Consider the following 23,668-nt stretch of genomic DNA (forward strand, 5'->3'; position numbering starts at 1 on the left):
AGGCTCGCCAGCGCGGTTTCGGGCGGCGTGATCGGGATCGTCGCCAACGCACTGGCCGCCGTCGGCGTTGCGGCACCGGCCGCCTTCCATCACGCTCATCGGCCAAAAGGCCACTTTGCATTGTTTGTCAAAGTCGGCCGGAACCGGCGCCATGCCATACGGTCGGCTTGCGTTTTCCGGCCCGATTGACGATCCTACGCACTTTCCGGCTCGCGCCGTTCGTCGTGCGCGCCAGCCAGCGGCGCCGGGCCGCGCTCGGCCCGACGGCCGTGCCTCCCGGCGCCCGCACGCGATCGGCGTGCACCGCAGCGGGGCAGCCGCATCGCGGGTCGCCGCGCATCGTCCGGCAACCGGCCCCCGTCTCACCCGTTCTCCCCGGCGCCGCGCCGTTTCCCCGGCCGGCATCCCGAACCCGCCCGCCGAGGGCTTTCGCTATTCCGTTTATGTTTCGTTCCCTGACGACCCTGATCAAGAAGTGGCGCGCGTCGCGCAATGCCGGTCACCAGCTCGATGCGCTGCTCGCGCACGCCGACGCCGATGCGTCGTACGCCGAGCGCAGCGAATGGCTGATCGAGCTCGCGCACTGGCTGCGCCGCACCGGCACGATGCAGGCCGCGCACGACGCGCCGGCCGATCGCGACGCCGATGCGCGCGCGTATCCGGCCCATGCGCGGTTGCGCTACCTGTTCCACGTGCTCGATCGCAATCCCGCGTGGAAAACCCACGCCGCGCGCATCCTGCGCGGCATCCTGCGCGAGTGCGACGGCATTTCGTTGCTGTGCGACGCCGGCATGCCCGTGCACTCGGGGTTCTTCGGCGCGCTGTTCGAGCGGATCGACTCGTCGCTGATCCCGCCCGCGCCGAACCGCCGCGAGCTGTCGGCGCTCTTCACGCTGATGTTCCCGACGCCGGAAGACGCGCAATGGATCGACGCGTTGCCCGACGATCTCCTCACGCGCCTCGCCGAACTGCTCTCGTTCGACGTCACCGACGAAGAGCGCCACGAGCCGGGCTCGTTCTCGCGAGACCTGCTGGCCGCGCTGCACAACCTGACCTGCCAGATCAGCTCGACCGGCCTGTCGCAGACGGTGCGCAGCCGGCTCTCCGACGACGATGCGCGCAAGCCGCTCGAAACGCAGCCGTTCTACCGCCTCACGCGCGCGATGCTCGCGGTCGAGACCGCACATGCGGCCGTCGAGGACGGCGGCGACCCGAGCAAATTGCTGCACGAAGTGAACTACCTGCGCGTGCTGCTCGACGAATGCCGGATCGCCGTCGACGACGTGTTCTCGCACCTGTACCGCAACGGCGTGTCGGTAGACATCGTGTTCCAGGTCGAACGGATGCGCATGCGCATCGTGCGCGCCGAGATGCTGCTGAACGCGTGGATGGCGCGCGACGACCTGCACGGCATGGCGCACCTGACAGCCGAGCTCGTCGACGCGAACCACAACAGCCAGAGCGTGTCGCACCTCGTGCGCAGCAACTTCTCGCTGTTCGCGCGCAAGCTCGTCGAGACCAACGCGGACACCGGCGAGCACTACATCTCGCGCGGCCGCACCGAGTACCTGAAGATGCTGCGGATGGCCGCGGGCGGCGGCCTCGTCACCGTCGTGACCGTGTGCGTGAAGTTCGCGATCACGGGCGCGCACCTGCAGTCGATGCTCGAGGGGCTGCTTGCGGGCGTCAACTACGCGGCCAGTTTCATGCTGATGCACTTCCTGCACTTCACGCTCGCGACCAAGCAGCCCGCGATGACCGCGCCGACCCTCGCGCGCGAGCTCGACGACACCGGCAACGAGGAAGGCGTGAAGGCGTTCGTCGCGTCGGTGATCGCGCTGATCCGCACGCAGGCCGCCGCGATTTCCGGCAACGTGCTCGTCGTGCTGCCCGTGTGCCTGCTGGTGCAACTGTTCGCGGGCAACCTGCTGCACGCGAACCTGATCTCGCCGGAGAAGGCGCATGCGACGCTGCACTCGTTCTCGCTGCTCGGCCCGACGCCGCTCTACGCGGCGCTGACCGGCGTGCTGCTGTGGGCGTCGAGCCTGCTCGCCGGCTGGGCCGACAACTGGTTCGTGCTGCACCGGGTCGGCGACGCGCTCACGTACAACCGCCGGCTGCGCCTCACGCTCGGCAAGGCCGGTGCCGCGAAGCTCGCGCACTTCTGCCGGTCGAACGTGGCCGGCGTGGTCGCGAACGTCGGGCTCGGCCTGATGCTCGGCCTCGTTCCGGCGATCGTCACCGTGATCCTGTTCCCGTTCGAGGTGCGGCACGTGACGCTGTCGGCCGGCTCGATCGGCATCGCGCTCGGCGTGCTGGGCAAGGATGCGCTCGGCACCCCCGAGCTGTGGTGGGCCTGCGCCGGCGTGCTCAGCATGGCGATCCTCAACGTGCTCGTGAGCTTCGCGCTCGCGTTCACGATGGCCGTGCGCTCGCGCAGCCTGCGCCGGACCAAGGTGCGCGCGCTCGTCGCCGCGATCGTCCGCACGGTGCTGTCGAATCCGCTCGCGCTGTTCTGGCCGGGCAGCGGCCAGGCCGCGCGCGCCGGCCAGCCGGGCTCGCACTGAGCCCGCAGCGGCATGGCGGTGCCCGCCCGGGCACCGCCGCGCGGCCTGCTGGCACGCCTGTGCGGCGCCCCGGCCCGCGCCGCAGCACCGAAACGCGACGCAACGCCGGCCCCGGCCGCCCGCGCCGCGTACAATAGTGGACTTTTGCACGTCCTCACCCGCCTTATGTCCTCGCCCACCCTGTACGAATTCTTCGCTCCCTGCCCGCGCGGCCTCGACGCGGCGCTTGCCGCCGAGCTGGCCGAAATCGCCGGCCGCCATCTGAACGGCGCGCCGTTCACCGCGGGCGCGCAGGTGCCGGGCGGCGTCCACTTCAGCGGCGGCTGGGCCGCCGGCATGGCCGCGAACCTCCATTCGCGGATCGCGAGCCGGGTCCTGCTGAAGATCGCGCACCGCGCGTACCGCAACGAGCAGGACGTCTACGCACTCGCGCTCGAGCAGCCGTGGGAGCGCTGGTTCGCGGCGACGCAGACGCTGCGCGTCGACATCACCGCGATCAAGTCCCCGCTGAAGAGCCTCGAATTCGCGACGTTGCGCGTGAAGGACGCGATCTGCGACCGGATGCGCGACAAGACCGGCGCGCGCCCGAGCATCGACACCGGTGCGCCGGACGTGCGCGTGTTCGCGTTCCTGACGGCGGGCGAGTGCACGCTGTACCTCGACACGTCGGGCGAGCCGCTGTTCAAGCGCGGCTGGCGTCTCGACAAGGGCGCGGCGCCGCTGCGCGAAAACCTCGCGGCCGGCATCCTGCGCCTGACGGGCTGGACGCCCGGCACGGCGCTGTACGACCCGATGTGCGGCAGCGGCACGTTCCTCGCGGAAGCCGCGCAGATCGCGCTCGGCGTCGCGCCGGGCGTCGAGCGCCGGTTCGGCTTCGAGAAACTCAAGCAGTACGACATCACCGCGTGGCAAGGGCTGAAGGTCCCGGCGCTGGACGCGAAGCGCGCGGCGCGCGGCAAACGCGGCGAAGCGCTCGGCGTGTACGGCAGCGACATCTCCGGCGACATGCTCGAGAAGGCGCGCGCGAACCTCGAGCGTGCAGGCGTGCCGTCGGTATGGCTCAAGCAGGTCGACGCGCGCGGAATGACGCCGCCGTGCGACGGCCCGGGCATCATCCTCGCGAACCCGCCGTACGGCGAGCGGATCGAAGTGCGCGGCCGCAGCGCGCGCGGCGAGGTGCGCGAGACGGGCCGCAATCGCGGCAACGACGACGCATTCCGCCGCACCCACACCGACGCCCCCGACAGCGAGTTCTTCAACGCGCTCGGCGATGCGCTGAAGCAGCGCTTCACGGGCTGGCAGGCGTTCCTGCTGACGTCCGACCGTTCGCTGCCGGGCCAGCTGCGGCTGCGCGAATCGGCGAAGACGCCGCTGTTCAACGGCGCGCTCGAATGCCGGCTGTTCCGCTTCGACCTGATCGCCGGCAGCGTGAAGGCGCGTCCGGCCACGCCGGAAGGCGACGCGTAAGCCGCACCGTCGCGCGGGGCCGCCGGCGCGGCGCCCGCGCATGCTGCCGGCGCGCGTCGGTGCTTCGGCAGCGCGCACGAAAGCACGTTCCCCGTCTCGAGCAGCCTCTCCAGGCGTGTTCGCACGGGCGGCCAGCCGCCGCGAATCTCCGAATCATCCCCGGTTCATCTCCGAGCCGGGCACGACCGTCTTGCGTGACGGCCAGCCTCACGACACCGTCGTATGGCTCGAGCCGATCGATCACGCGCGATCCCCCCTCCTTGAACGCGTGCGCCATCTGACGTCCAGCCGGCGCGGCGGATCGCTCTCGGCCGCTTCGCCGAGATGTCGGCCCGCGGCGGATCACCGTCATCCCGACGCGCTCGCCGCGAACCCGGCCGCCATCCATGTCAGGGCTGACAACTCTACTGACAATACGGTGTCAGCAGCCCGCGCTCACACTGCAATCCCGGCGCAATGCAGGCTGGCTTTACTCCCGAACCCGAATAACAACGCAACAAGGAGCTCGTCATGACGTCCGCAACTGCTACTGCCACGCTGGAGCGCGCGATCGCGTGGTTCGACATTCCGTCCCTCGATTTCGACCGGGCGATCCGTTTTTACGAAACCGTGCTGCAGACGACGCTGCAGCGCGCAGTCATCGGCGGCGTGCCGATGGCCACGTTCGACCGCGACGCATCGAGCACGGGCGGCAGCATCGTGTTCGATCCGCAGCAGATGAAGCCGAGCGCGAACGGCGTGCTCGTCTACCTGAACGCCGGCGAATCGGTCGTCGCGGCGCTCGAACGCGCGAAGCGTGCGGGCGGCGTCGTGCAGGGCTCGGTCGTCGAGCTGCCGAACAACTACGGCTATGTCGGCTACCTGATCGACACCGAAGGCAACCGCGTCGGCCTGCACGCACCGAAATGCCACTGAGCACGGCGGCCGTCGGGCGCGCGCGGCGCTATCATCGCGAAGTCCCCACTGCCGTTGGAATCGAGGTGCCGTCATGACGCGCCGTGCCGACCGCCTGTTCCAGATCGCCGAGCTGCTGCGCGGGCGTCGTCTCACGACCGCGCAGCAGCTGGCCGACTGGCTGTCGGTGTCGCCGCGCACGGTCTATCGCGACGTGCGCGACCTGCAACTGTCAGGGGTGCCGATCGAAGGCGAAGCCGGCATCGGCTACCGGCTGAACCGCAACGCGAGCCTGCCGCCGCTCACGTTCACGGCCGAGGAGCTCGCGGCGCTCGCCACCGGCGCACGCATGCTCGAAACCTGGGGCGGTGCGCGCTTCGCGAGCGGTGCGCGTTCGGCGCTCGCGAAGATCGCATCGGCGATGCCGGCCGACAAGCGCACGGCGCTCGACCGCCTGCCCGTGTTCGCGCCGTCGTTCCACATCGACGAGACGTTTTGCGCGAAGGTCGACGCGATCCACCAGGCCATCGATACGCGCCACGTCGTCAGCTTCGACTACCGCGACCGGCTCGGCGCGCATTCGCAACGCCGCGTGTGGCCGCTCGGGCTCGTCTACTGGGGCGGGCGCTGGACGATCGGCGCGTGGTGCGAGCTGCGCGAGGATTTCCGCACCTTCGACATTGCGCGGATGGGCGACATCATCGTGCACGAGCAGTTTCCGGACATGGAGGGTCGGCGGATCGCCGACTACATGCGGATCGCGGAAGCGCCGATGCGCTGACGCGGCACGACGGCACGCGCGTTGCGCGCCGCCGCGGTTCGCGCGCCGCGCTGCCGCACGGCGCCCGGCTCACCTCCGCTCCCTACCCGCCGAACACGACCGTCCGCTTCGGCCGCTCGTCGACGTGCAGCGAGAACACGTCGGGGCGCGCGTAATGCCCGACCACGTCGAAGTCGTAGCGCGCCCGCACGAGTTCATCGGTATCGATACGCGCGGTCACGAGCCCGGCTTCGCCGATCAGCGGCTCCGTCAGCAGGTCGCCGAGCGGCCCGACGATCACGCTGCCGCCACGGATCAGCGGCCGCTCAGGATCCCAGCCCGGCACGTCGATGCCGAGCGCACGCGGCGACGGCTGCACCTGGCACGCGCTGACGACGAAGCAGCGCCCCTCGTGCGCGATATGCCGCATCGAGCTCTGCCAGACGTCGCGCTCGTCGACGGTCGGCGCGCACCAGATCTGCACGCCCTTCGCGTACATCGCGCAGCGCAGCAGCGGCATGTGGTTCTCCCAGCAGATCGCGGCGCCCGCGCGGCCCGCGGCCGTGTCGACGACGGGCAGCGTCGAGCCATCGCCCTGCCCCCAGATCAGCCGCTCGGTGCCGGTCGGCATCAGCTTGCGATGCTTCGCGACGAGCCCGTCGCGCGGATCGAAAAACAGCGCCGTGCAGTACAGCGTGCTGCCGCCGCGCTCGATCACGCCGACCACGAGGCTTGCGCCCGTGCGCTGCGACAGCGCGGCCAGCTCGTCGGTTTCGGGCCCCGGCACGTCAATCGCCTGCGCGGCATAGCGCGCGTACGCGTCGCGGCCCTCGGGCAGCCGGTAGCCGAGCCGCGTGCCGAAGATCTCGCCTTTCGGATAGCCGCCGAGCACGGCCTCGGGCAGCACGACGAGCGACGCGCCGCTGTCGCGGATCGCGGTTTCGTAGCCGAGGATCGTGTCGAGCGTGGCGCGCGTGCCGGCGGGCGATGCGCCGATCTGCAGCGCGGCGATGACTGACGTGGACATGAAGGCGTCTCCGGTGAATGAGGTAACGCCATCTTTATCGATATGATGTCATCGATCAAATCGATAGAACGATAAGTGTCATGAATGCAGATGATATCGCCGGCCTCGACCTGAACCTGCTGAAGGTGTTCGAGGCGCTGTACGAGGAAGGCGGCGCGAGTCGCGCGGCGCTGCGGCTCGGCCTCACGCAGTCGGCGGTGAGCGCGGCGCTCGCGCGGCTGCGCGTGATCTATGCCGATCCGCTGTTCGTGCGCACCGGCCGCGGGCTCGCGCCGACGCCGCGCGCGGACGAACTGAAGCCGATCCTGTCCGACGCGCTCGACCGTTGCCGCGAAAGCCTCGCGATCGCGGCCGACGGCGGCGACCGCCTCGGCCGCACGATCTCGATCGGGCTGTCGGATGACTTCGAGATCGCGCTCGGCCGCGCGCTGATCGACGCCGTCGCGCGGGAAGCCGCCGGCATCCGGCTGATCTTCCGCCAGACGCACAGCGGCATCGCCGGCGACGCGCTGCTGCGCCATGGCGTCGACCTTGCCATCGCATCCGGCGGCTTCTCGGCGAACGGGCTCAGCCGGCGCGCGGTCGCGACGGGCGGCTACGCGTGCCTGATCGACCCGGCCGCCCGCGAGCGGCCGCCGCGCACGCTGACGCTCGCCGATTTCCTGCGGCGCGACCACCTGCTCGTATCGTCGGGCGGCGTGATCGGGATCGTCGACGAGGCGCTGGCCACGCTCGGCCACAAGCGGCACGTCGCGGCGTCGACCACGCATTTCGCCGCGTTGCCGTACCTGCTCGCCGGCTCCGATGCGATCGCGACGATTCCCGCGCACGCGGCGCGCGCGATCGCGCAATCCACCCCGCTGCGCGCGCTCGCATGCCCGGTCGACCTGCCGCACTACCCGGTCGAAATCGGCTGGCGCACGAGCACGCAGCGCGACCCGGCGATCGTGCGCGTACGCGACTCGATCGCCGCATGCGTCGCCCATCTCGTCGCACCGTGAAATCGACAAGACGGACGAATTCAAAGGGTCCGATTCGTTTAGCGCAGCGACCGGCAGCGTTCGGGCGCAACCGGTAAAATGCCGAACCATGAAACCTGAAATCTGGACCCCGCATGTGACGGTCGCCGCGCTCGTCGAGCACGCCGGCCGCTTTCTCATGATCGAGGAAGAAACCTCGTCGGGCCTGCGCATCAACCAGCCGGCAGGCCATCTCGAAGCCGGCGAAACGCTGGCCGACGCCGTGATCCGGGAAACGCTCGAGGAAACCGCGCACCCGTTCACGCCCGACGCGCTCGTCGGCGTCTATCTCGCGCACTACGACCGTCCCGGCACCGCCGGTGCAACCTACCTGCGCTTCACGTTCTGCGGCGCGGCGGGCGAGCCGATCGCGGGCCACACGCTCGACGACGGCATCGTCCGCACGCTGTGGATGACCGCCGATGAACTGCGCGCCTGCAGCGAGCGCCATCGCTCGCCCGCGGTAATGCGCTGCGTCGACGATTACCTCGCCGGGCGGCGCATTCCGCTCGATTTCGTGCACACGCATTCGGTCGCACCGCGCCCCGAAGCATTCGAACGTCAGGCGGTCAACAAATGAGCAAGCGCCGTGTAGTGGTGGGCATGTCGGGCGGCGTCGATTCGTCGGTGACCGCGTGGCTGCTCAAGGAACAGGGTTACGACGTGGTCGGCCTGTTCATGAAGAACTGGGAAGACGACGACGACGGCGAATACTGCTCGACGCGCCAGGACTGGATCGACGTCGTGTCGGTGGCCGACCTGATCGGCATCGACGTGGAAGCCGTCAACTTCGCGGCCGAATACAAGGACCGTGTATTCGCCGAATTCCTGCGCGAATACTCGGCCGGCCGTACGCCGAACCCCGACGTGCTGTGCAACGCCGAGATCAAGTTCAAGGCGTTCCTCGATCACGCGATGTCGCTCGACGCGGAAATGATCGCGACCGGCCACTACGCGCGCGTACGCGAGCGTGACGGGCGTTTCGAACTGCTGAAGGCCTTCGATCACACGAAAGACCAGTCGTACTTCCTGCACCGGCTGAACCAGGCGCAACTGTCGAAGACGATGTTCCCGCTCGGCGAGATCCCGAAGACGAAGGTGCGCGAGATCGCCGCGCAGATCGGGCTGCCGAACGCGAAGAAGAAGGATTCCACCGGCATCTGCTTCATCGGCGAACGGCCGTTCCGCGATTTCCTGAACCGCTATCTGCCGACCAAACCCGGCCCGATGAAGACGCCGGACGGCAAGGTCGTCGGCGAGCACATCGGCCTCGCGTTCTACACGTTCGGCCAGCGCAAGGGCATCGGCCTCGGCGGCAGCAAGACCGGCAACGGCGATCCGTGGTTCGTCGCCGCGAAGGACATCGCGTCGAACACGCTGTACGTCGTGCAGGGCCACGATCATCCGTGGCTGCTCGCGCGCGAGCTGGTCGCCGGCAACGTGAGCTGGGTCGCCGGCGAACCGCCGGCCGAAGGTTTCGCGTGCGGTGCGAAGACGCGCTACCGGCAGGCCGACGCGGCGTGCGCATTCGGCGCCGCCACGCCCGGCCCGGCTGGCGAAGCACGCTTCTCGCTCGCGTTCGACGACGCGCAGTGGGCCGTCACGCCCGGCCAGTCGGCCGTGCTGTACGACGGCGAGATCTGCCTCGGCGGCGGGATCATCGAATCCGCGGCCGCCGGCCAGCCCGGTCAGGCCGCCTCGGCGGGCGGCCCCGCGCAGGTGCTCGCCGAAGCACGCTGACACCTATTCGGTTTAGACTTGCGGCACGCCGCGCCCGGCGGAACACGATTCCGCGGCGGTCGGCGTGTCGCCGCGCAGCGTACGCATGGCGGCATTTCAAGATGCAGGGTCTATTCATGTATGGAACGCGCATGCGTTGCCACGAGAAGGGCCGCTCGCGAGGCGCGCGACACTGCGAATACTGAGGTATTCGCAAGGAGCGCAACGCGGCGAGCGGCCCTTCTCGTGGCAACCCCAAAATTTACAAATTCATTCCACGGGAATGCCCGAAATTGCCCGCATGGCGGCGTCGTTCGTCTCTTGTTTGGCTGCGCCAAACGGCGCTCCTCACTCCTTGCTCTGCGAGCGATTTCGGGCATTCGCATGTGCGTTCCATACATGAATAGACCCTAGGAGTCCCCATGCTTTCACGACGCTATCTGGCGATGTGGTGCGCCGTCCTGCTGCTCGTCGCTTCGGCCGCGCTCGCCTCGATCCACGTGCTTTCCTGGTTCTGGATCATCATTCCCGTCGCCCTCGTCGCCCTCGGCCTGTACGACCTGAAGCAGGACCGCCACGCGATCCTGCGCAACTACCCGCTCTGGGGCCACTTCCGCTTCCTGTTCGAGTTCATCCGACCTGAAATCCGCCAGTATTTCGTCGAGGACGACACCGACGAGAAGCCGTTCTCGCGCGCGCAGCGCAGCCTCGTCTACCAGCGCGCGAAGAACGTCGCCGACAACCGGCCGTACGGCACCGAGCTGAACGTGAAGGCCGTCGCGCACGAATGGATCAGCCACTCGCTCGCGCCGACGAAGCTGCCGAACCACGATTTCCGTATCCGCGTCGGCGCGAACCGCGCGCAACCGTACGACATTTCGATCTTCAACATCTCGGCGATGAGCTTCGGCTCGCTGTCCGCGAACGCGATCCGCTCGCTGAACCTCGGCGCGAAGAAAGGCGGTTTCGCGCACGACACGGGCGAAGGCTCGCTGTCGAAGTACCACCGCGAAAACGGCGGCGACATCATCTGGGAAATCGCGTCCGGCTACTTCGGCTGCCGTAACGACGACGGCACGTTCAACCCCGACAAGTTCGCGAAGCAGGCCGCCGATCCGCAGGTCAAGATGATCGAGGTGAAGCTGTCGCAAGGCGCGAAGCCCGGCCACGGCGGCGTGCTGCCGGCCGCGAAGATCACGCCGGAAATCGCCGAGACGCGCGGCGTGCCGATGGGCAAGGACTGCATCTCGCCCGCGACGCACTCGGAGTTCTCGACGCCGCGCGGGCTGCTCGAATTCGTCGAACGGCTGCGCACGCTGTCGGGCGGCAAGCCGACCGGCTTCAAGCTGTGCATCGGCCATCCATGGGAATTCTTCGGGATCGCGAAGGCGATGCTCGAAACCGGCATCGTGCCGGACTTCATCGTCGTCGACGGCGCGGAAGGCGGCACGGGCGCGGCGCCGCTCGAATTCACCGACCACGTCGGCGTACCGCTGCAGGAAGGGCTGCTGCTCGTGCACAACACGCTCGTCGGGATCGGCGTGCGCGATCGCGTGAAGCTCGGCGCGAGCGGCAAGATCATCACCGCGTTCGACATCGCGCGTACGCTCGCGATCGGCGCGGACTGGGTGAACTCGGCGCGCGGCTTCATGTTCGCAGTCGGTTGTATCCAGGCGCAGCACTGCCATACCGATCGCTGCCCGACCGGCGTCGCGACGCAGGACCCGGTGCGCCAGCGCGCGCTCGTCGTGCCCGACAAGGCCGACCGCGTGTACAACTTCCACCGCAATACGCTGCACGCGCTGCAGGAGCTCGTGCAGGCAGCCGGCCTCGCGCATCCGTCGGAGCTGCGCGCACATCACATCGTGCAGCGGGTCGCGCCGCATGAAGTGCGGCTGATGTCGCAGTTGCTGAAGTACCTGAAGCCCGGCGCGCTGCTCGACGGCCAGACCTGCGGCTTCTCGCTGTACGACAAGTGGTGGCCGATTGCGCGCAGCGATTCGTTCACGCTCGGCGAAGCCGTGTACGCGTCGATCGAATGACGCGGGCCCCCGCCCCCGCCGCGGGGCGGCCCGGCAAAAAGAAAAGCGCCCCGCGGGGCGCTTTTCTTTTGTCTGCCGAATGCGTAATCGCGTGAATGCGTCGCGTGCGGTTCAGTTCTGCGGCAGCGTGTCGGCGAACGACGGCCGCTGCAGCAGCTTCGCGAAGTGCTTGTCGAGGTTCGGGTGGCGATCGCGCCAGTTGAGCTCGGGCATCCGGAAGTCGAGATAGCCGAGCGCGCAGCCGAGTGCGATGTCGGCGAGCGTGTAATGATTACCGACGCACCACGTCTTGCCGCCGAGGCCCTGCGACATCGCGACGAGACCGTCGTCGATCTTGCGTTGCTGGCGCGCGATCCAGCTCGCGCTGCGCTGCGCCTCGTCGCGCATCGTATGTTCGACGCGAATCGCGACCGCCGCGTCGATCACGCCGTCGCCCAGCGCTTCCCAGCACCGCACCTCGAGGCGCTCGCGGCCCGACGGCGGAATCAGCTTGCCGACCGGCGACAGCGTATCGACGTATTCGCAAATCACGCGGGAATCGAACACCGCGGCACCATCCTCCATCACGAGGCACGGGACCTTGCCGAGCGGATTCGATGCATGAATATCCGTCTCCGGCGCCCACACGTTCTCGAGCTCCAGCTTGTAGTCGATCTTCTTTTCAGCCAGCACGATCCGCGCCTTGCGGACGTACGGGCTGCTGAGCGAACCGATTAATTTCATCATCTGCCTTTTTAAGGGAACCGCCGAGAGTATACGTTGTCGCCGATCATAACCGGCCAGCGTCGCGCGACAGAAAATCGCCCGGACGGCCTGTGGATGGTTTGCAACAACCGCCGCGCGGGCCTTCCGGGGCGGCTTCCCGCCCCCTCTCTCACGCATGGCGTCCCGCGGCGCTACAATCGCACGAATGAACGCGCCCCTCGATACCGCCATCGCCGTCGACGTCTACCGCCAGCGCCGTGAACGCGTGCTTGCCGCACTGCGTGCCGCCGGCGGCGGCGTCGCCATCGTCCCCACCGCGCCGGAAGTGCCGCGCAACCGCGATACGGACTATCCGTACCGGTTCGACAGCTACTTCCACTACCTGACAGGCTTCAGCGAGCCGGATGCCGTGCTCGTGCTCAACGCGGCCGCGCCGCACGGCGCGCCGGAGTCGATCCTGTTCTGCCGCGGCAAGAATGCCGACCGCGAAATCTGGGAAGGCTTCCATTACGGGCCCGAAGCCGCGCGCGACGCATTCGGCTTCGATGCGGCGTTCGCGGTCGACGTGATCGATACCGAGATGCCGCGCCTGCTCGCCGACGCGGGCACCGTGCACTACCGGTTCGGCGCCTCGGCCGATTTCGAGCGTCAGCTCGCAGGCTGGCTCGACGCGGTGCGCGCGCTGGCGCGCACGGGTGTCGCCGCACCGGACGCGATGCTCGACCTCACGCCGCTGCTCGACGACATGCGGCTCGTGAAGGACGAACACGAACTCGCGATCATGATGCGCGCCGCGCACATCTCCGCACTTGCGCACCGCCGCGCGATGCAGGCGTGCCGCCCCGGCATCCGCGAATACGAACTCGAGGCCGAGCTGCTGTACGTATTCCGCAAGCACGGCGCGCAGTCGCCCGCGTACGGCTCGATCGTCGCGGCCGGCGCCAACGCATGCGTGCTGCACTACCCGGCCGGCAACGCGACCGCACAAGATGGCGACCTGATCCTGATCGACGCCGCGTGCGAACTCGACGGCTACGCGTCGGACATCACGCGCACGTTCCCGGCCAACGGGCGCTTTTCGCCCGCGCAACGTACGCTGTACGACATCGTGCTCGCCGCGCAGCAGGCCGCGATCGACGCGACGCGCGCCGGCGTGCCGTTCGAGGCGCCGCACGACGCTGCCGTGCGCGTGCTCGCGCAGGGGCTGCTCGACACCGGCATCATCCCGAAAACGCGCTTCTCGAACGTCGACGACGTGATCGCCGAGCGCGCCTACGCCCGCTTCTACATGCATCGCACCGGCCACTGGATCGGCATGGACGTGCACGATTGCGGCGACTACCGCGAGCGGCTCGCCGAACGCGACGGCAACGGCGCGCTGCCGTGGCGCACGCTGAAAGCCGGCATGACGCTGACGATCGAGCCCGGCCTGTACGTGCGCGCCGCCGACGACGTGCCGCCCGAGTACTGGAACATCGGCATCCGCATCGAGGACGACGCGATCGTGCGCGAGCACGGCTGCGAGCTGATCACGCGCGGCGTGCCCGTCGCGGCGGACGAGATCGAAGCGCTGATGCGCGCGGGCGCATGACCGGCTGCCGCCGACCGTTACTTCCGTTTCACGAATCAAGATGACGACCGCCTCCTCCCCGGCCACGCCGGACTACGATCTCGCCATCGTCGGCGCGGGCCCCGTCGGGCTCGCGCTCGCCGGCTGGCTCGCGCGCCGCAGCGCCACGCAGCACGCATCGATCGCACTGATCGATGCACGCGAACCGGCCGCGAGCACGAACGATCCGCGCGCAATCGCCGTGTCGCACGGCAGCCGCGTGCTGCTCGACACGCTCGCGTGGCCCGCCGACGCCACGCCGATCGAACATATCCACGTCTCGCAGCGCGGCCATTTCGGCCGCACGCTGATCGACCGCGACGAGCACGGCGTCGCCGCGCTCGGCTATGTCGTGCGTTACGGCTCGCTCGTGCAGGCGCTCGCGGGTGCCGTGCGCGGCACGCGCGTCGACTGGCTCACGTCGACCACCGCACGCGCGCCGCAGCAGGATGCCGACGGCGTCACGCTGACGCTCGATGGCCCGCAGGGCGAGCGTACGCTGCGCGCACGCGTCGTCATCAATGCCGAAGGTGGCCTGTTCCACGAACAGCAGGCCGACGCCGGCAAACATCGCCGCGACTACGGACAGACCGCGATCGTCGGCACGGTCACGGTATCGGCGCCGCGCCCGAACGTCGCATGGGAACGCTTCACGCACGAAGGCCCGCTCGCGCTGCTGCCGCTCGGCGGACCGCGCCAGGCCGAGTACGCGCTCGTCTGGTGCTGCACGCCCGACGAAGCGGCGCGCCGCGCCGCGCTGCCCGACGATGCGTTCCTGCGCGAGCTCGGCACCGCATTCGGCGCACGCATGGGCGACTTCGTCGCGATCGCGGGCCGCGCATCGTTCCCGCTCGGCCTGAGCGCCGCGCAGACGCTCGTCAACGGCCGCGTCGCGATCGTCGGCAATGCCGCGCAAACCCTGCACCCCGTCGCGGGCCAAGGGCTCAACCTCGGGCTGCGCGATGCGCATACGCTCGTCGATACGCTGTCCGCGCAAGGCTTCGAAGCAACCGCACTCGCCACCTTCAACGCGCGCCGCGCACTCGACCGACGCTTCACGATCGGCGCGACCGACACGCTGGCACGCCTGTTCACGATCGACTCGGGCCCGCTCCCGCTGCTGCGCGGCGCCGCGCTCACCGCGCTGGAGTTCGTGCCGCCGCTCAAGAAGGTGATTGCGCGCCAGATGATGTTCGGCCAGCGCAACTGACCCGCGGCGCGCACAGTCGCGCCACTCAAACCGGGTCAAATCGGCGGGGCATGGGAATACGGTAAAATGCGCGTTTCCGTCTGCCCTTTCCCTGCCCGCGCCCGCCGCGGGCGGTGCCATTGCGATGCCCGTTATCGGCCCTCACGTATTGCGTAACAACCTGTTCGTCGCGCCGATGGCCGGCGTGACGGATCGTCCGTTCCGCCAGCTCTGCAAGCGGCTGGGAGCCGGTTACGCCGTGTCCGAGATGGTCGCGTCCAACGCGCAGCTGTGGAAAAGCGCGAAGACGATGCGGCGCGCGAACCACGAAGGCGAGGTGGAACCGATTGCGGTCCAGATCGCCGGCGCCGATCCGGCGATGATGGCCGAAGCGGCCCGCTACAACGTCGACAACGGCGCGCAGATCATCGACATCAACATGGGCTGCCCGGCGAAGAAGGTCTGCAACGTCGCGGCCGGCTCCGCGCTGCTGCAGAACGAGCCGCTCGTGCAGCGCATCGTCGAGGCCGTCGTCGCGGCCGTCGGCACCGGGCCCGATGCGGTGCCCGTCACGCTGAAGATCCGCACCGGCTGGGATCGCGAGCACAAGAACGCGATCACGGTTGCGCGCCTGGCCGAAGCCGCCGGCATCTCGATGCTCACCGTGCACGGCCGCACGCGCGCCGACCTGTACCGCGGCGACGCCGAATACGACACCATCGCCGCCGTGAAGGCGGCGGTGCGGATTCCGGTGGTCGCGAACGGCGACATCACGTCGCCCGCGAAGGCGAAGGCCGTGCTCGACACCACCGGCGCCGACGCCCTGATGATCGGTCGTGCCGCGCAAGGCCGGCCGTGGCTGTTCCGTGAAATCGATCATTTCCTGCAAACCGGCGAGCTGCTGCCCCCGCCGCGGATCGACGAGATCCAGCACGTGATGAACGAACACCTGGAAGACCATTACGCTTTCTATGGTGAATTCACGGGAGTCCGTACTGCGCGCAAGCACATCGGCTGGTACACTCGCGGCCTTTCCGGTGCCAACGGGTTCCGGCACAGGATGAACACGCTCGATTCCACCCGCGAGCAGCTCGCCGCCGTCAATGCATTCTTCGAGGCGCAAAAGGCGCTGTCGGACCACCTCGTCTACGTCGATGACGAAGAGGAAAACGGCCAGGGCGAGTCGGACGACCATAACCAGTTAGCAGCATGAGCAAGCACAACATCGAACAATGTGTCCGCGAGAGCCTGGACGTGTATTTCCGGGATCTAGACGGCTCCAATCCGCACGACGTCTATGAAATGGTGATGTCCTGCGTCGAAAAGCCGATGCTCGAGGTCGTGCTCGTACAGGCAGGCGGCAACCAGTCGCTCGCCGCGGAGTACCTCGGCATCAATCGCAATACGCTGCGCAAGAAGCTGCAGCAGCACGGCCTGCTGTAGGCAGCCGTCCCGTCCCCGTTTCCCTGGCTATTGGTGGTTCCATCATGATCAAGCAAGCGCTCATTTCCGTTTCCGACAAGACCGGCATCGTCGACTTCGCGAAGTCGCTGTCCGACCTCGGCGTCAAGCTGCTGTCGACGGGCGGCACCGCGAAACTCCTCGCCGACGCCGGCCTGCCCGTGACCGAAGTGGCTGATTACACGGGCTTCCCGGAAATGCTCGATGGGCGCGTGAAGACGCTGCACCCGAAGGTGCACGGCGGCATCCTCGCCCGCCGCGACCTGCCCGAGCACATGCAGGCGCTGGAGCAGCACGGCATCCCGACGATCGACCTGCTCGTCGTGAACCTGTACCCGTTCGTCGCGACGATCGCGAAGGACGACTGCACGCTCGCCGACGCGATCGAGAACATCGACATCGGCGGCCCGACGATGCTGCGCTCGGCCGCGAAGAACCACCGCGACGTGACGGTCGTCGTCGATCCGGCCGATTACGCGGTCGTGCTCGATGAAATGAAGGCGAACGGCAACGCGGTCGGCTACGCGACCAACTTCCGCCTCGCGACGAAGGTGTTCGCGCACACCGCGCAATACGACGGCGCGATCACGAACTACTTGACGAGCCTGACCGACGAGCTGAAGCACGCGTCGCGCAGCGCGTACCCGGCCACGCTGAACATGGCGTTCGACAAGGTGCAGGACCTGCGCTACGGCGAGAACCCGCACCAGAGCGCCGCGTTCTACCGCGACCTCGCGACGCCGGCCGGCGCGCTGGCAAACTACCGCCAGCTGCAGGGCAAGGAACTGTCGTACAACAACATCGCCGATTCCGATGCAGCGTGGGAATGCGTGAAGACGTTCGACGCACCGGCCTGCGTGATCATCAAGCATGCGAACCCGTGCGGCGTTGCAGTCGGCAACGATTCGGCCGACGCGTACGCGAAGGCATTCCAGACCGACCCGACGTCGGCGTTCGGCGGCATCATCGCGTTCAACCGCGAAGTCGACGAAGCGGCTGCCCAGGCTGTCGCGAAGCAGTTCGTCGAAGTGCTGATCGCACCGTCGTTCTCCGACGCCGCGAAGCAGGTGTTCGCCGCGAAGCAGAACGTGCGCCTGCTCGAGATCGCACTCGGCGACGGCCATAACGCATTCGACCTGAAGCGCGTGGGCGGCGGCCTGCTCGTGCAGTCGCTCGATTCGCGCAACGTGCAACCGAGCGAGCTGCGCGTCGTCACGAAGCGCCAGCCCACCGCGAAGGAAATGGACGACCTGCTGTTCGCGTGGCGCGTCGCGAAGTATGTGAAGTCGAACGCGATCGTGTTCTGCGGCAACGGCATGACGCTCGGCGTCGGCGCCGGCCAGATGAGCCGCGTCGATTCCGCGCGCATCGCGAGCATCAAGGCGCAGAACGCAGGCCTGACGCTGGCCGGCTCGGCCGTGGCATCGGATGCGTTCTTCCCGTTCCGCGACGGCCTCGACGTCGTCGTGGCAGCCGGCGCGACCTGCGTGATCCAGCCGGGCGGCTCGATGCGCGACGACGAAGTGATCGCGGCGGCCGACGAACACGGCATCGCGATGGTCCTGACGGGCGTGCGCCACTTCCGTCACTGATCACGGCATGCGGCCCGCGCGGCCGCTGCACGACAACCCGGCGGCATCTCCCCCGCCGGGTTTTTTATTGCGCGGCGCCTTCGCGCACGACCGGGCGACCGGCTTGCCGCACCAATCGTTGTAGTATCGCTGCATCACGCCACTCTCCTCACTCATGCGAATTCTCGGCATCGACCCCGGCCTGCGCGTCACCGGCTTTGGCGTCATCGACGTCAGCGGCCACCGGCTCGCCTATGTCACGAGCGGCGTGATCCGCACGCCGACGGCCGATCTGGCCACCCGGCTCGGCACGATCTTCCAGGGCGTCTCGACCATCGTGCGCGAGCACGCCCCCGACCAGGCCGCGATCGAAAAGGTGTTCGTCAACGTGAACCCGCAGTCGACGCTGCTGCTCGGCCAGGCGCGCGGCGCCGCGATCTGCGGGCTCGTCGCGGGCGGCCTGCCGGTCGCCGAATACACGGCGCTGCAACTCAAGCAGGCGGTGGTCGGCTACGGCCGCGCAACCAAGACGCAGATGCAGGAAATGGTCACGCGGCTGCTCAACCTCTCCGGACAACCGGGCTCCGACGCGGCCGACGCGCTCGGCATGGCGATCTGCCACGCGCACGGCGGCGATACGCTCAGCACGCTCGGCGGCCTCGCGCCGGCGCTCGCGAAGAAAGGGCTGCGCGTGCGGCGCGGGCGGCTGGTCGGCTGACACCGGCGCCCCCTTCACACGGCACGCCGGATCGGCCGCCGTGCCCGCGCGCGATGCACACGCGCCGTGCATCGCCCCGCCCTGATGGCCGAGTCCGTCGGCATCGCGCCGCACGTGCGCTACACTCGCGCTTTCTTCCTCGCATCAAGCCATCCATGATCGGTCGCATCGCCGGCATCCTGCTCGAAAAGAACCCGCCCCACCTGCTCGTCGACTGCAACGGCGTCGGCTACGAGATCGACGTGCCGATGAGCACCTTCTACAACCTGCCGCAAACGGGCGAACGGGTCGTGCTGCTCACGCAGCAGATCGTCCGCGAGGACGCGCACCTGCTGTACGGCTTCCTGACGCCGCAGGAACGCACGACCTTCCGCGAGCTGCTGAAGATCACCGGCATCGGCGCACGCATGGCGCTCGCCGTGCTGTCCGGCATGAGCGTGCAGGAACTGGCGCAGGCCGTGACGATGCAGGACGCCGCGCGCCTCACACGCCTGCCCGGCATCGGCAAGAAGACGGCCGAACGCCTGCTGCTCGAACTGAAGGGCAAGCTCGGCGCCGATCTCGGCACGCTCGCCGGCGCCGCCTCGCCGTCCGACCACGCGACCGACATCCTCAACGCGCTGCTCGCGCTCGGCTATTCCGAAAAGGAAGGCCTCGCCGCGATCAAGAACGTGCCGGCCGGCACCGGCGTATCCGAAGGCATCAAGCTCGCACTGAAGGCGCTGTCGAAGGTGTAACGCCCGCATGACGCACCGCCAACCGGTGCGTTGAAGCCAGTGTCGCGCAGCCGCGCGACGCTCGCCAGTCGGCCGTTCGGCCAGGTGGGCGCGACAGCGGCGCGCGGTACAATGGCCGCATGATTGAAACCGACAAACTCGCCACCGAGCAGCGGATCATCGCCGCCACGCCCGCCTCGTCGCACGAGGAGGTGTTCGAACGTGCGCTGCGGCCGCGCCAGCTCGACGACTACGTCGGCCAGGAAAAGGTGCGCGGCCAGCTCGAGATCTTCATCGAAGCCGCCAAGCGCCGCTCCGAGCCGCTCGACCACGTGCTGCTGTTCGGGCCGCCGGGCCTCGGCAAGACGACGCTCGCGCACATCATCGCGCGGGAGATGGGCGTGAACCTGCGCCAGACGTCGGGCCCCGTGCTCGAGCGTGCGGGCGATCTCGCCGCGCTGCTGACGAACCTCGAAGCGAACGACGTGCTGTTCATCGACGAGATCCACCGGCTGTCGCCGGTCGTCGAGGAAATCCTGTATCCGGCACTCGAGGATTACCAGATCGACATCATGATCGGCGAAGGCCCGGCCGCGCGCAGCGTGAAGCTCGACCTGCAGCCGTTCACGCTCGTCGGCGCCACCACCCGCGCCGGGATGCTGACCAACCCGCTGCGCGATCGTTTCGGGATCGTCGCGCGCCTCGAGTTCTACGATGCCGATCAACTGTCGCGCATCGTGCGGCGCTCGGCGTCGCTGCTGAACGCGCAGATCGATCCGAACGGCGCGCTCGAAATCGCGAAGCGTTCGCGCGGCACGCCGCGGATCGCGAACCGGCTGCTGCGCCGCGTGCGCGACTTCGCGGAAGTGAAGGCCGACGGCCAGATCACAGCGGCCGTCGCCGATGCCGCGCTCGCGATGCTCGACGTCGATCCGGTCGGCTTCGACCTGATGGACCGCAAGCTGCTCGAGGCGATCCTGTACAAGTTCGACGGCGGCCCGGTCGGTATCGACAACCTCGCGGCGGCGATCGGCGAAGAGCGCGACACGATCGAGGACGTACTCGAGCCGTACCTGATCCAGCAGGGCTTCCTGCAGCGCACGCCGCGCGGGCGCGTCGCGACGCTGCTCACGTATCGCCACTTCGGGCTTTCCGCGCCCGACGCCGGCCGCACCGAACGCGGCGAGTGGGATACCCCCGACGGGAAGTAACCCGTCGCCCGAACCGCAACCGCCATGACGACGCCGCCCAGCTCCCGCCCCGCCGCACCCGCATCGGGCCCGCGCTGGGCCGAGCCGATCCGCAAGCGGCTCGTAGCCGGCGTCACGCACCTGACCGTGGGCGGCGGCGGCCCGTCGCTCGACCTCTCTTCGCCGCCGGGCGACCCTGGCCTGTTCGGCCCCGACGCGATCTGCTGGCGTGTGCATGCCGACTTCACGTCGATGATGACGGGCGGCATCGCCGCGCTGCTGCTGCAGGCGCTCCACCCGCTCGCGCTCGCGGGCGTCTGGGATCACTCGTCGTTCCGCACCGACATCCTGGGCCGCCTGCGACGCACCGCCACGTTCATCACCGGTACGACGTTCGGCAGCCGCGCGGACGCACTCGCGCTGATCGAGCGCGTGAAATCGATCCACGCGCACATTTCGGGCACCGCGCCGGACGGCCGCCCGTACCGCGCCGACGATCCGGCGTTGCTGACGTGGGTGCACGTCGCGGAAGTGTCGAGTTTCCTCGCCGCGCATCTGCGCTATGTGAATCCCGCGCTGCCGGGCGAGTTGCAGGACCGCTACTACGCCGAAACGGCATTGATCGCCGAACTGCTCGGCGCCCACGAGGTGCCCCGTTCGCGTGCCGAGGTGGCCGCCTATCTCGCGCGCATGCAGCCTGAGCTCGAGGCCGGGCCGCGCACGTTCGACGTGATGTCCATCCTGTTGAACGTGCCGGTCGCGAAGCCCGCGCTGCGGCCGGCCGCGTCGCTGGTGATGCATGCTGGAATCGACCTGCTGCCGCCGTGGGCGCAGCGCATGCTCGGCGTGTCGGCGTTCGCGCCGCTGCGCCGCGCCGTGGTCCGGCCGGGCATCCGGGTCGTCGCGCCCGTGCTGCGCTGGGCGCTCGTGAACGGCGCGTCAAAGCGTGCGCGCCGCCGCGCCACCGCGACACCGCCCGACGGCAACCCGCCTGCCTGACGATTAGCTTTCTCCAATCATTTCAATTTACTGTCAAATATCTGTGACAAGCTGACGGGCTTGCACCCGCGCACGGCCGCACGCGCCGTCCGTCCCGCCTGTCCGTGACCCGCGCGGTGTCCCGCCCACCCGACCGACACCCGATGCCCGCGATGCCACGCCTGCCGATCCGTTTTGCCCTTGCCGCCAGCCTGTCCACCGTCTTCGCCCTCACTGCCTGCGGAGGCGACGATGTCGCCGCCGTCGCGCGTTCGGATGCGCAAACGCCGTCCGGCGGCACCCCGGCCGCACCGGCTCCCACGCCGCCGGCCACCGTCACGCCGCAACCGGGCAAGTGGAAGGCCGCTCGCGCGGGCGACCTGATCGACGTGACGCTCGGCGACCTCCACCCGACGCAAGGCGCGATCGGCTACGACCAGATTTACTACAAGCTCGGCCGCTACGAACTGCAGCCCGACAAGAAATTCGACGACTTCTGCGCGGACGAAGGCCTCGGCGGCGTCGCTTCGGGCGGGTACACGGCCAAGTCGGTGCTGCGCGAGCCCGCGAGCTACACGTGTGCGACGACTGACGCGAACGCCCGCGACCGCTCGGTGCTGAACCCGGTCGTGATCGGCCCGAACGGCGATGCGCTGTACCTGACCGACGGCCATCACGGGCTGTCGACCTACTACGAGACGCCCGACGGCGGCCCCGCGCTGCACGTGCACGTCGTCGTCAAGGACAACCTCAGCGACTACTCGGGCGACGCGTTCTGGCAGCAGATGCAGAGCCGCGGCTATCTGCGCCTCAAGGACGGCGACGGCAAGCCGATCACGACCGCGCAACTGCCGACCGGCCTCGGCCTGAAACTCGGGATGACGAACGACCGTTACCGCTCGCTCGTCTATTTCACGCGCGACATCGGCTACAGCAAGCCCGCACAAGCCACCGACTATCTCGAGTTCTACTGGGCCGACTGGCTGCGCGCACAACCGGGCACGTTCGCGCTCGCCGGCTATGACCTGACGCGCGCCGGCACAACCGACCCGGATCCGGCGAAGGCCGACACGGGCTACCTGAACGCGGTCTGGAATGCGTCGACGCGCATGGTCACGGCCACCGATCCGGTGATCGACGGCAAGACGGGCGCCGACCTCGGGCGCGCGGACGCGATCAACGGCGGGAAGAAATACAACAAGGGGGAATTCGACAAGCTGCGCCAGCCGATCACGGCGGACAAGCCCGGCAAGATCGCGTACGCGCTCGACTACAAGACGCGCCACGCACTGCCGCAGTAAGCAGCCGGCACCGCGCAGGAAGGAAACCCCGACCGGCGATGCCGGACGGGGCCCGCAGGCTCAGAGCACCTTGCGGTACCCATCGTCGTCGCTTGCGGCGTCCAGGTGCGAGACGTCGGCCCACTGCACGACCTGCGCGCGGCCATCGACGTAATCGACGACGTTGATGCTCGTGTTGAGCAGCTGATAATTGCGCGGCGCCGACAGCTCGATGCCGTTCGCAAAACGATAGACGCAGTCGAGCACGCCGCCATGCGCGACGCACGCGATCCGGCCACCCGGATGCTCGGCGACGATCGGTTCGAGCGCATGCAGCACGCGGTGGTAGAACTCGCGCTGCGACTCGCCGCCCTCCGGCGCGAAGCCGGGGTCGCGCGTCTGCCAGGCCGCGTAGGCGTCGGGGAACAGCGTCTCGATCTCGGCGCTGTCGTGCCCCTGAAACTGGCCGTACGAGCGTTCGCGCAGCCCTTCCCGCAGCCGCGGCGTAAGCCCGAGCGCGTCGGCGAACGGCTGCGCGGTCTGCTGCGCACGCATCAGGTCGCTCGAATAGATCGCGTCGAGCCGTGCACCGTCACGCGCGTCGCGCGCGAGCCTCACGGCAAGCCGCTGCGCCTGGTCGAGACCCGTTTCTGCCAGCGGGATGTCGATATGACCCTGGATGCGCTTGATGCGATTCCAGGCCGTCTCGCCATGACGGATGAAAAGAATCTGCGTGGTGGCCATCGCGGCGCGTCT

21 protein-coding genes are annotated in these 23,668 nt (G+C 68.6%); 18 read left to right on the forward strand and 3 right to left on the reverse strand.

Annotated elements, in window-relative coordinates; all coding sequences use genetic code 11:
• Positions 1–443: 443 nt before the first annotated feature.
• The 4 genes from C5O79_RS31355 (at position 444) to C5O79_RS31370 (ending at position 5,709) form a co-directional block, all read left to right on the forward strand.
• The gene (locus tag C5O79_RS31355) at positions 444–2,567 is read left to right on the forward strand and encodes a site-specific recombinase (RefSeq protein ID WP_122473577.1); all 2,124 of its coding nucleotides are present in this window, start codon (positions 444–446) and stop codon (positions 2,565–2,567) included.
• Positions 2,568–2,732: 165 nt separating this feature from the next.
• The gene (locus C5O79_RS31360; RefSeq protein ID WP_131932028.1) at positions 2,733–4,034 is read left to right on the forward strand and encodes a class I SAM-dependent RNA methyltransferase; all 1,302 of its coding nucleotides are present in this window, start codon (positions 2,733–2,735) and stop codon (positions 4,032–4,034) included.
• A 510-nt stretch (positions 4,035–4,544) separates the two neighbouring features.
• On the forward strand, positions 4,545–4,949 hold the full coding sequence (locus C5O79_RS31365) for a VOC family protein (RefSeq protein ID WP_047851604.1): 405 nt from the start codon (positions 4,545–4,547) through the stop codon (positions 4,947–4,949).
• 73 nt (positions 4,950–5,022) lie between these two features.
• A complete protein-coding gene (locus C5O79_RS31370) occupies positions 5,023–5,709 on the forward strand; it encodes a YafY family protein (RefSeq protein WP_046544958.1) in 687 nt (228 codons plus the stop codon).
• Between the two features lie 82 nt (positions 5,710–5,791).
• On the opposite strand, the gene C5O79_RS31375 is transcribed toward C5O79_RS31370, so the two are convergent.
• Entirely contained in the window at positions 5,792–6,715 is a 924-nt protein-coding gene (locus C5O79_RS31375; RefSeq protein WP_046544957.1) for a carbon-nitrogen hydrolase family protein, read from the reverse strand.
• Between the two features lie 80 nt (positions 6,716–6,795).
• Here C5O79_RS31375 and C5O79_RS31380 point away from each other — a divergent pair, with 80 nt between their 5' ends.
• The 4 genes from C5O79_RS31380 (at position 6,796) to C5O79_RS31400 (ending at position 11,495) form a co-directional block, all read left to right on the forward strand.
• Positions 6,796–7,716 carry a LysR family transcriptional regulator gene (locus tag C5O79_RS31380; protein ID WP_122473576.1) on the forward strand — a complete coding sequence of 307 codons (921 nt, stop codon included), beginning with the start codon at positions 6,796–6,798 and terminating at the stop codon, positions 7,714–7,716.
• Positions 7,717–7,804: 88 nt separating this feature from the next.
• On the forward strand, positions 7,805–8,314 hold the full coding sequence (locus C5O79_RS31385) for an NUDIX hydrolase (protein WP_046544955.1): 510 nt from the start codon (positions 7,805–7,807) through the stop codon (positions 8,312–8,314).
• Positions 8,311–9,474: a tRNA 2-thiouridine(34) synthase MnmA gene (gene mnmA / locus C5O79_RS31390; RefSeq protein ID WP_047851607.1), complete on the forward strand. Its 1,164-nt coding sequence runs from the start codon at positions 8,311–8,313 to the stop codon at positions 9,472–9,474. Before C5O79_RS31385 ends, mnmA begins: the two co-directional genes overlap by 4 nt.
• Positions 9,475–9,875: 401 nt before the next feature.
• Positions 9,876–11,495, forward strand: a complete 1,620-nt coding sequence (locus C5O79_RS31400; protein WP_046544953.1) for an FMN-binding glutamate synthase family protein — start codon at positions 9,876–9,878, stop codon at positions 11,493–11,495.
• Between the two features lie 111 nt (positions 11,496–11,606).
• Here C5O79_RS31400 and C5O79_RS31405 read toward each other — a convergent pair whose 3' ends face one another.
• Complete coding sequence (locus C5O79_RS31405) at positions 11,607–12,221, reverse strand: glutathione S-transferase N-terminal domain-containing protein (RefSeq protein ID WP_039361436.1); 615 nt, start codon at positions 12,219–12,221, stop codon at positions 11,607–11,609.
• Between the two features lie 184 nt (positions 12,222–12,405).
• Here C5O79_RS31405 and C5O79_RS31410 point away from each other — a divergent pair, with 184 nt between their 5' ends.
• The 10 genes from C5O79_RS31410 to C5O79_RS31455 all read left to right on the forward strand — a co-directional run bounded on the left by C5O79_RS31410 (position 12,406) and on the right by C5O79_RS31455 (position 22,933).
• Positions 12,406–13,791 carry an aminopeptidase P N-terminal domain-containing protein gene (locus C5O79_RS31410; RefSeq protein ID WP_046544952.1) on the forward strand — a complete coding sequence of 462 codons (1,386 nt, stop codon included), beginning with the start codon at positions 12,406–12,408 and terminating at the stop codon, positions 13,789–13,791.
• 40 nt (positions 13,792–13,831) lie between these two features.
• Positions 13,832–15,019 carry a UbiH/UbiF/VisC/COQ6 family ubiquinone biosynthesis hydroxylase gene (locus tag C5O79_RS31415; RefSeq protein ID WP_046544951.1) on the forward strand — a complete coding sequence of 396 codons (1,188 nt, stop codon included), beginning with the start codon at positions 13,832–13,834 and terminating at the stop codon, positions 15,017–15,019.
• A 124-nt stretch (positions 15,020–15,143) separates the two neighbouring features.
• Complete coding sequence (gene dusB / locus C5O79_RS31420; protein WP_122473575.1) at positions 15,144–16,211, forward strand: tRNA dihydrouridine synthase DusB; 1,068 nt, start codon at positions 15,144–15,146, stop codon at positions 16,209–16,211.
• The gene (locus tag C5O79_RS31425) at positions 16,208–16,441 is read left to right on the forward strand and encodes a Fis family transcriptional regulator (RefSeq protein WP_006476892.1); all 234 of its coding nucleotides are present in this window, start codon (positions 16,208–16,210) and stop codon (positions 16,439–16,441) included. The genes dusB and C5O79_RS31425 overlap by 4 nt, the downstream gene beginning before the upstream one ends.
• A gap of 44 nt (positions 16,442–16,485) precedes the next feature.
• A complete protein-coding gene (gene purH, locus C5O79_RS31430) occupies positions 16,486–18,051 on the forward strand; it encodes a bifunctional phosphoribosylaminoimidazolecarboxamide formyltransferase/IMP cyclohydrolase (protein WP_046544950.1) in 1,566 nt (521 codons plus the stop codon).
• Positions 18,052–18,205: 154 nt separating this feature from the next.
• Positions 18,206–18,748, forward strand: coding sequence for a crossover junction endodeoxyribonuclease RuvC (gene ruvC / locus C5O79_RS31435; RefSeq protein ID WP_039361444.1), 543 nt, complete (start codon positions 18,206–18,208; stop codon positions 18,746–18,748).
• Positions 18,749–18,903: 155 nt separating this feature from the next.
• Positions 18,904–19,485, forward strand: coding sequence for a Holliday junction branch migration protein RuvA (gene ruvA / locus C5O79_RS31440; protein ID WP_122473574.1), 582 nt, complete (start codon positions 18,904–18,906; stop codon positions 19,483–19,485).
• Positions 19,486–19,604: 119 nt separating this feature from the next.
• Positions 19,605–20,675, forward strand: a complete 1,071-nt coding sequence (gene ruvB / locus C5O79_RS31445) for a Holliday junction branch migration DNA helicase RuvB (protein ID WP_046544949.1) — start codon at positions 19,605–19,607, stop codon at positions 20,673–20,675.
• Positions 20,676–20,699: 24 nt separating this feature from the next.
• Entirely contained in the window at positions 20,700–21,653 is a 954-nt protein-coding gene (locus C5O79_RS31450; protein ID WP_046544948.1) for an oxygenase MpaB family protein, read from the forward strand.
• 152 nt (positions 21,654–21,805) lie between these two features.
• A complete protein-coding gene (locus tag C5O79_RS31455; protein WP_122474495.1) occupies positions 21,806–22,933 on the forward strand; it encodes a ParB/Srx family N-terminal domain-containing protein in 1,128 nt (375 codons plus the stop codon).
• 60 nt (positions 22,934–22,993) lie between these two features.
• On the opposite strand, the gene C5O79_RS31460 is transcribed toward C5O79_RS31455, so the two are convergent.
• Positions 22,994–23,656: a histidine phosphatase family protein gene (locus tag C5O79_RS31460; RefSeq protein WP_047851612.1), complete on the reverse strand. Its 663-nt coding sequence runs from the start codon at positions 23,654–23,656 to the stop codon at positions 22,994–22,996.
• Positions 23,657–23,668 lie beyond the last annotated feature (12 nt).

The sequence above is a fragment of the Burkholderia sp. SRS-25 genome (genome assembly GCF_004343765.1).
In the GTDB taxonomy this organism is placed as follows: domain Bacteria; phylum Pseudomonadota; class Gammaproteobacteria; order Burkholderiales; family Burkholderiaceae; genus Burkholderia; species Burkholderia contaminans.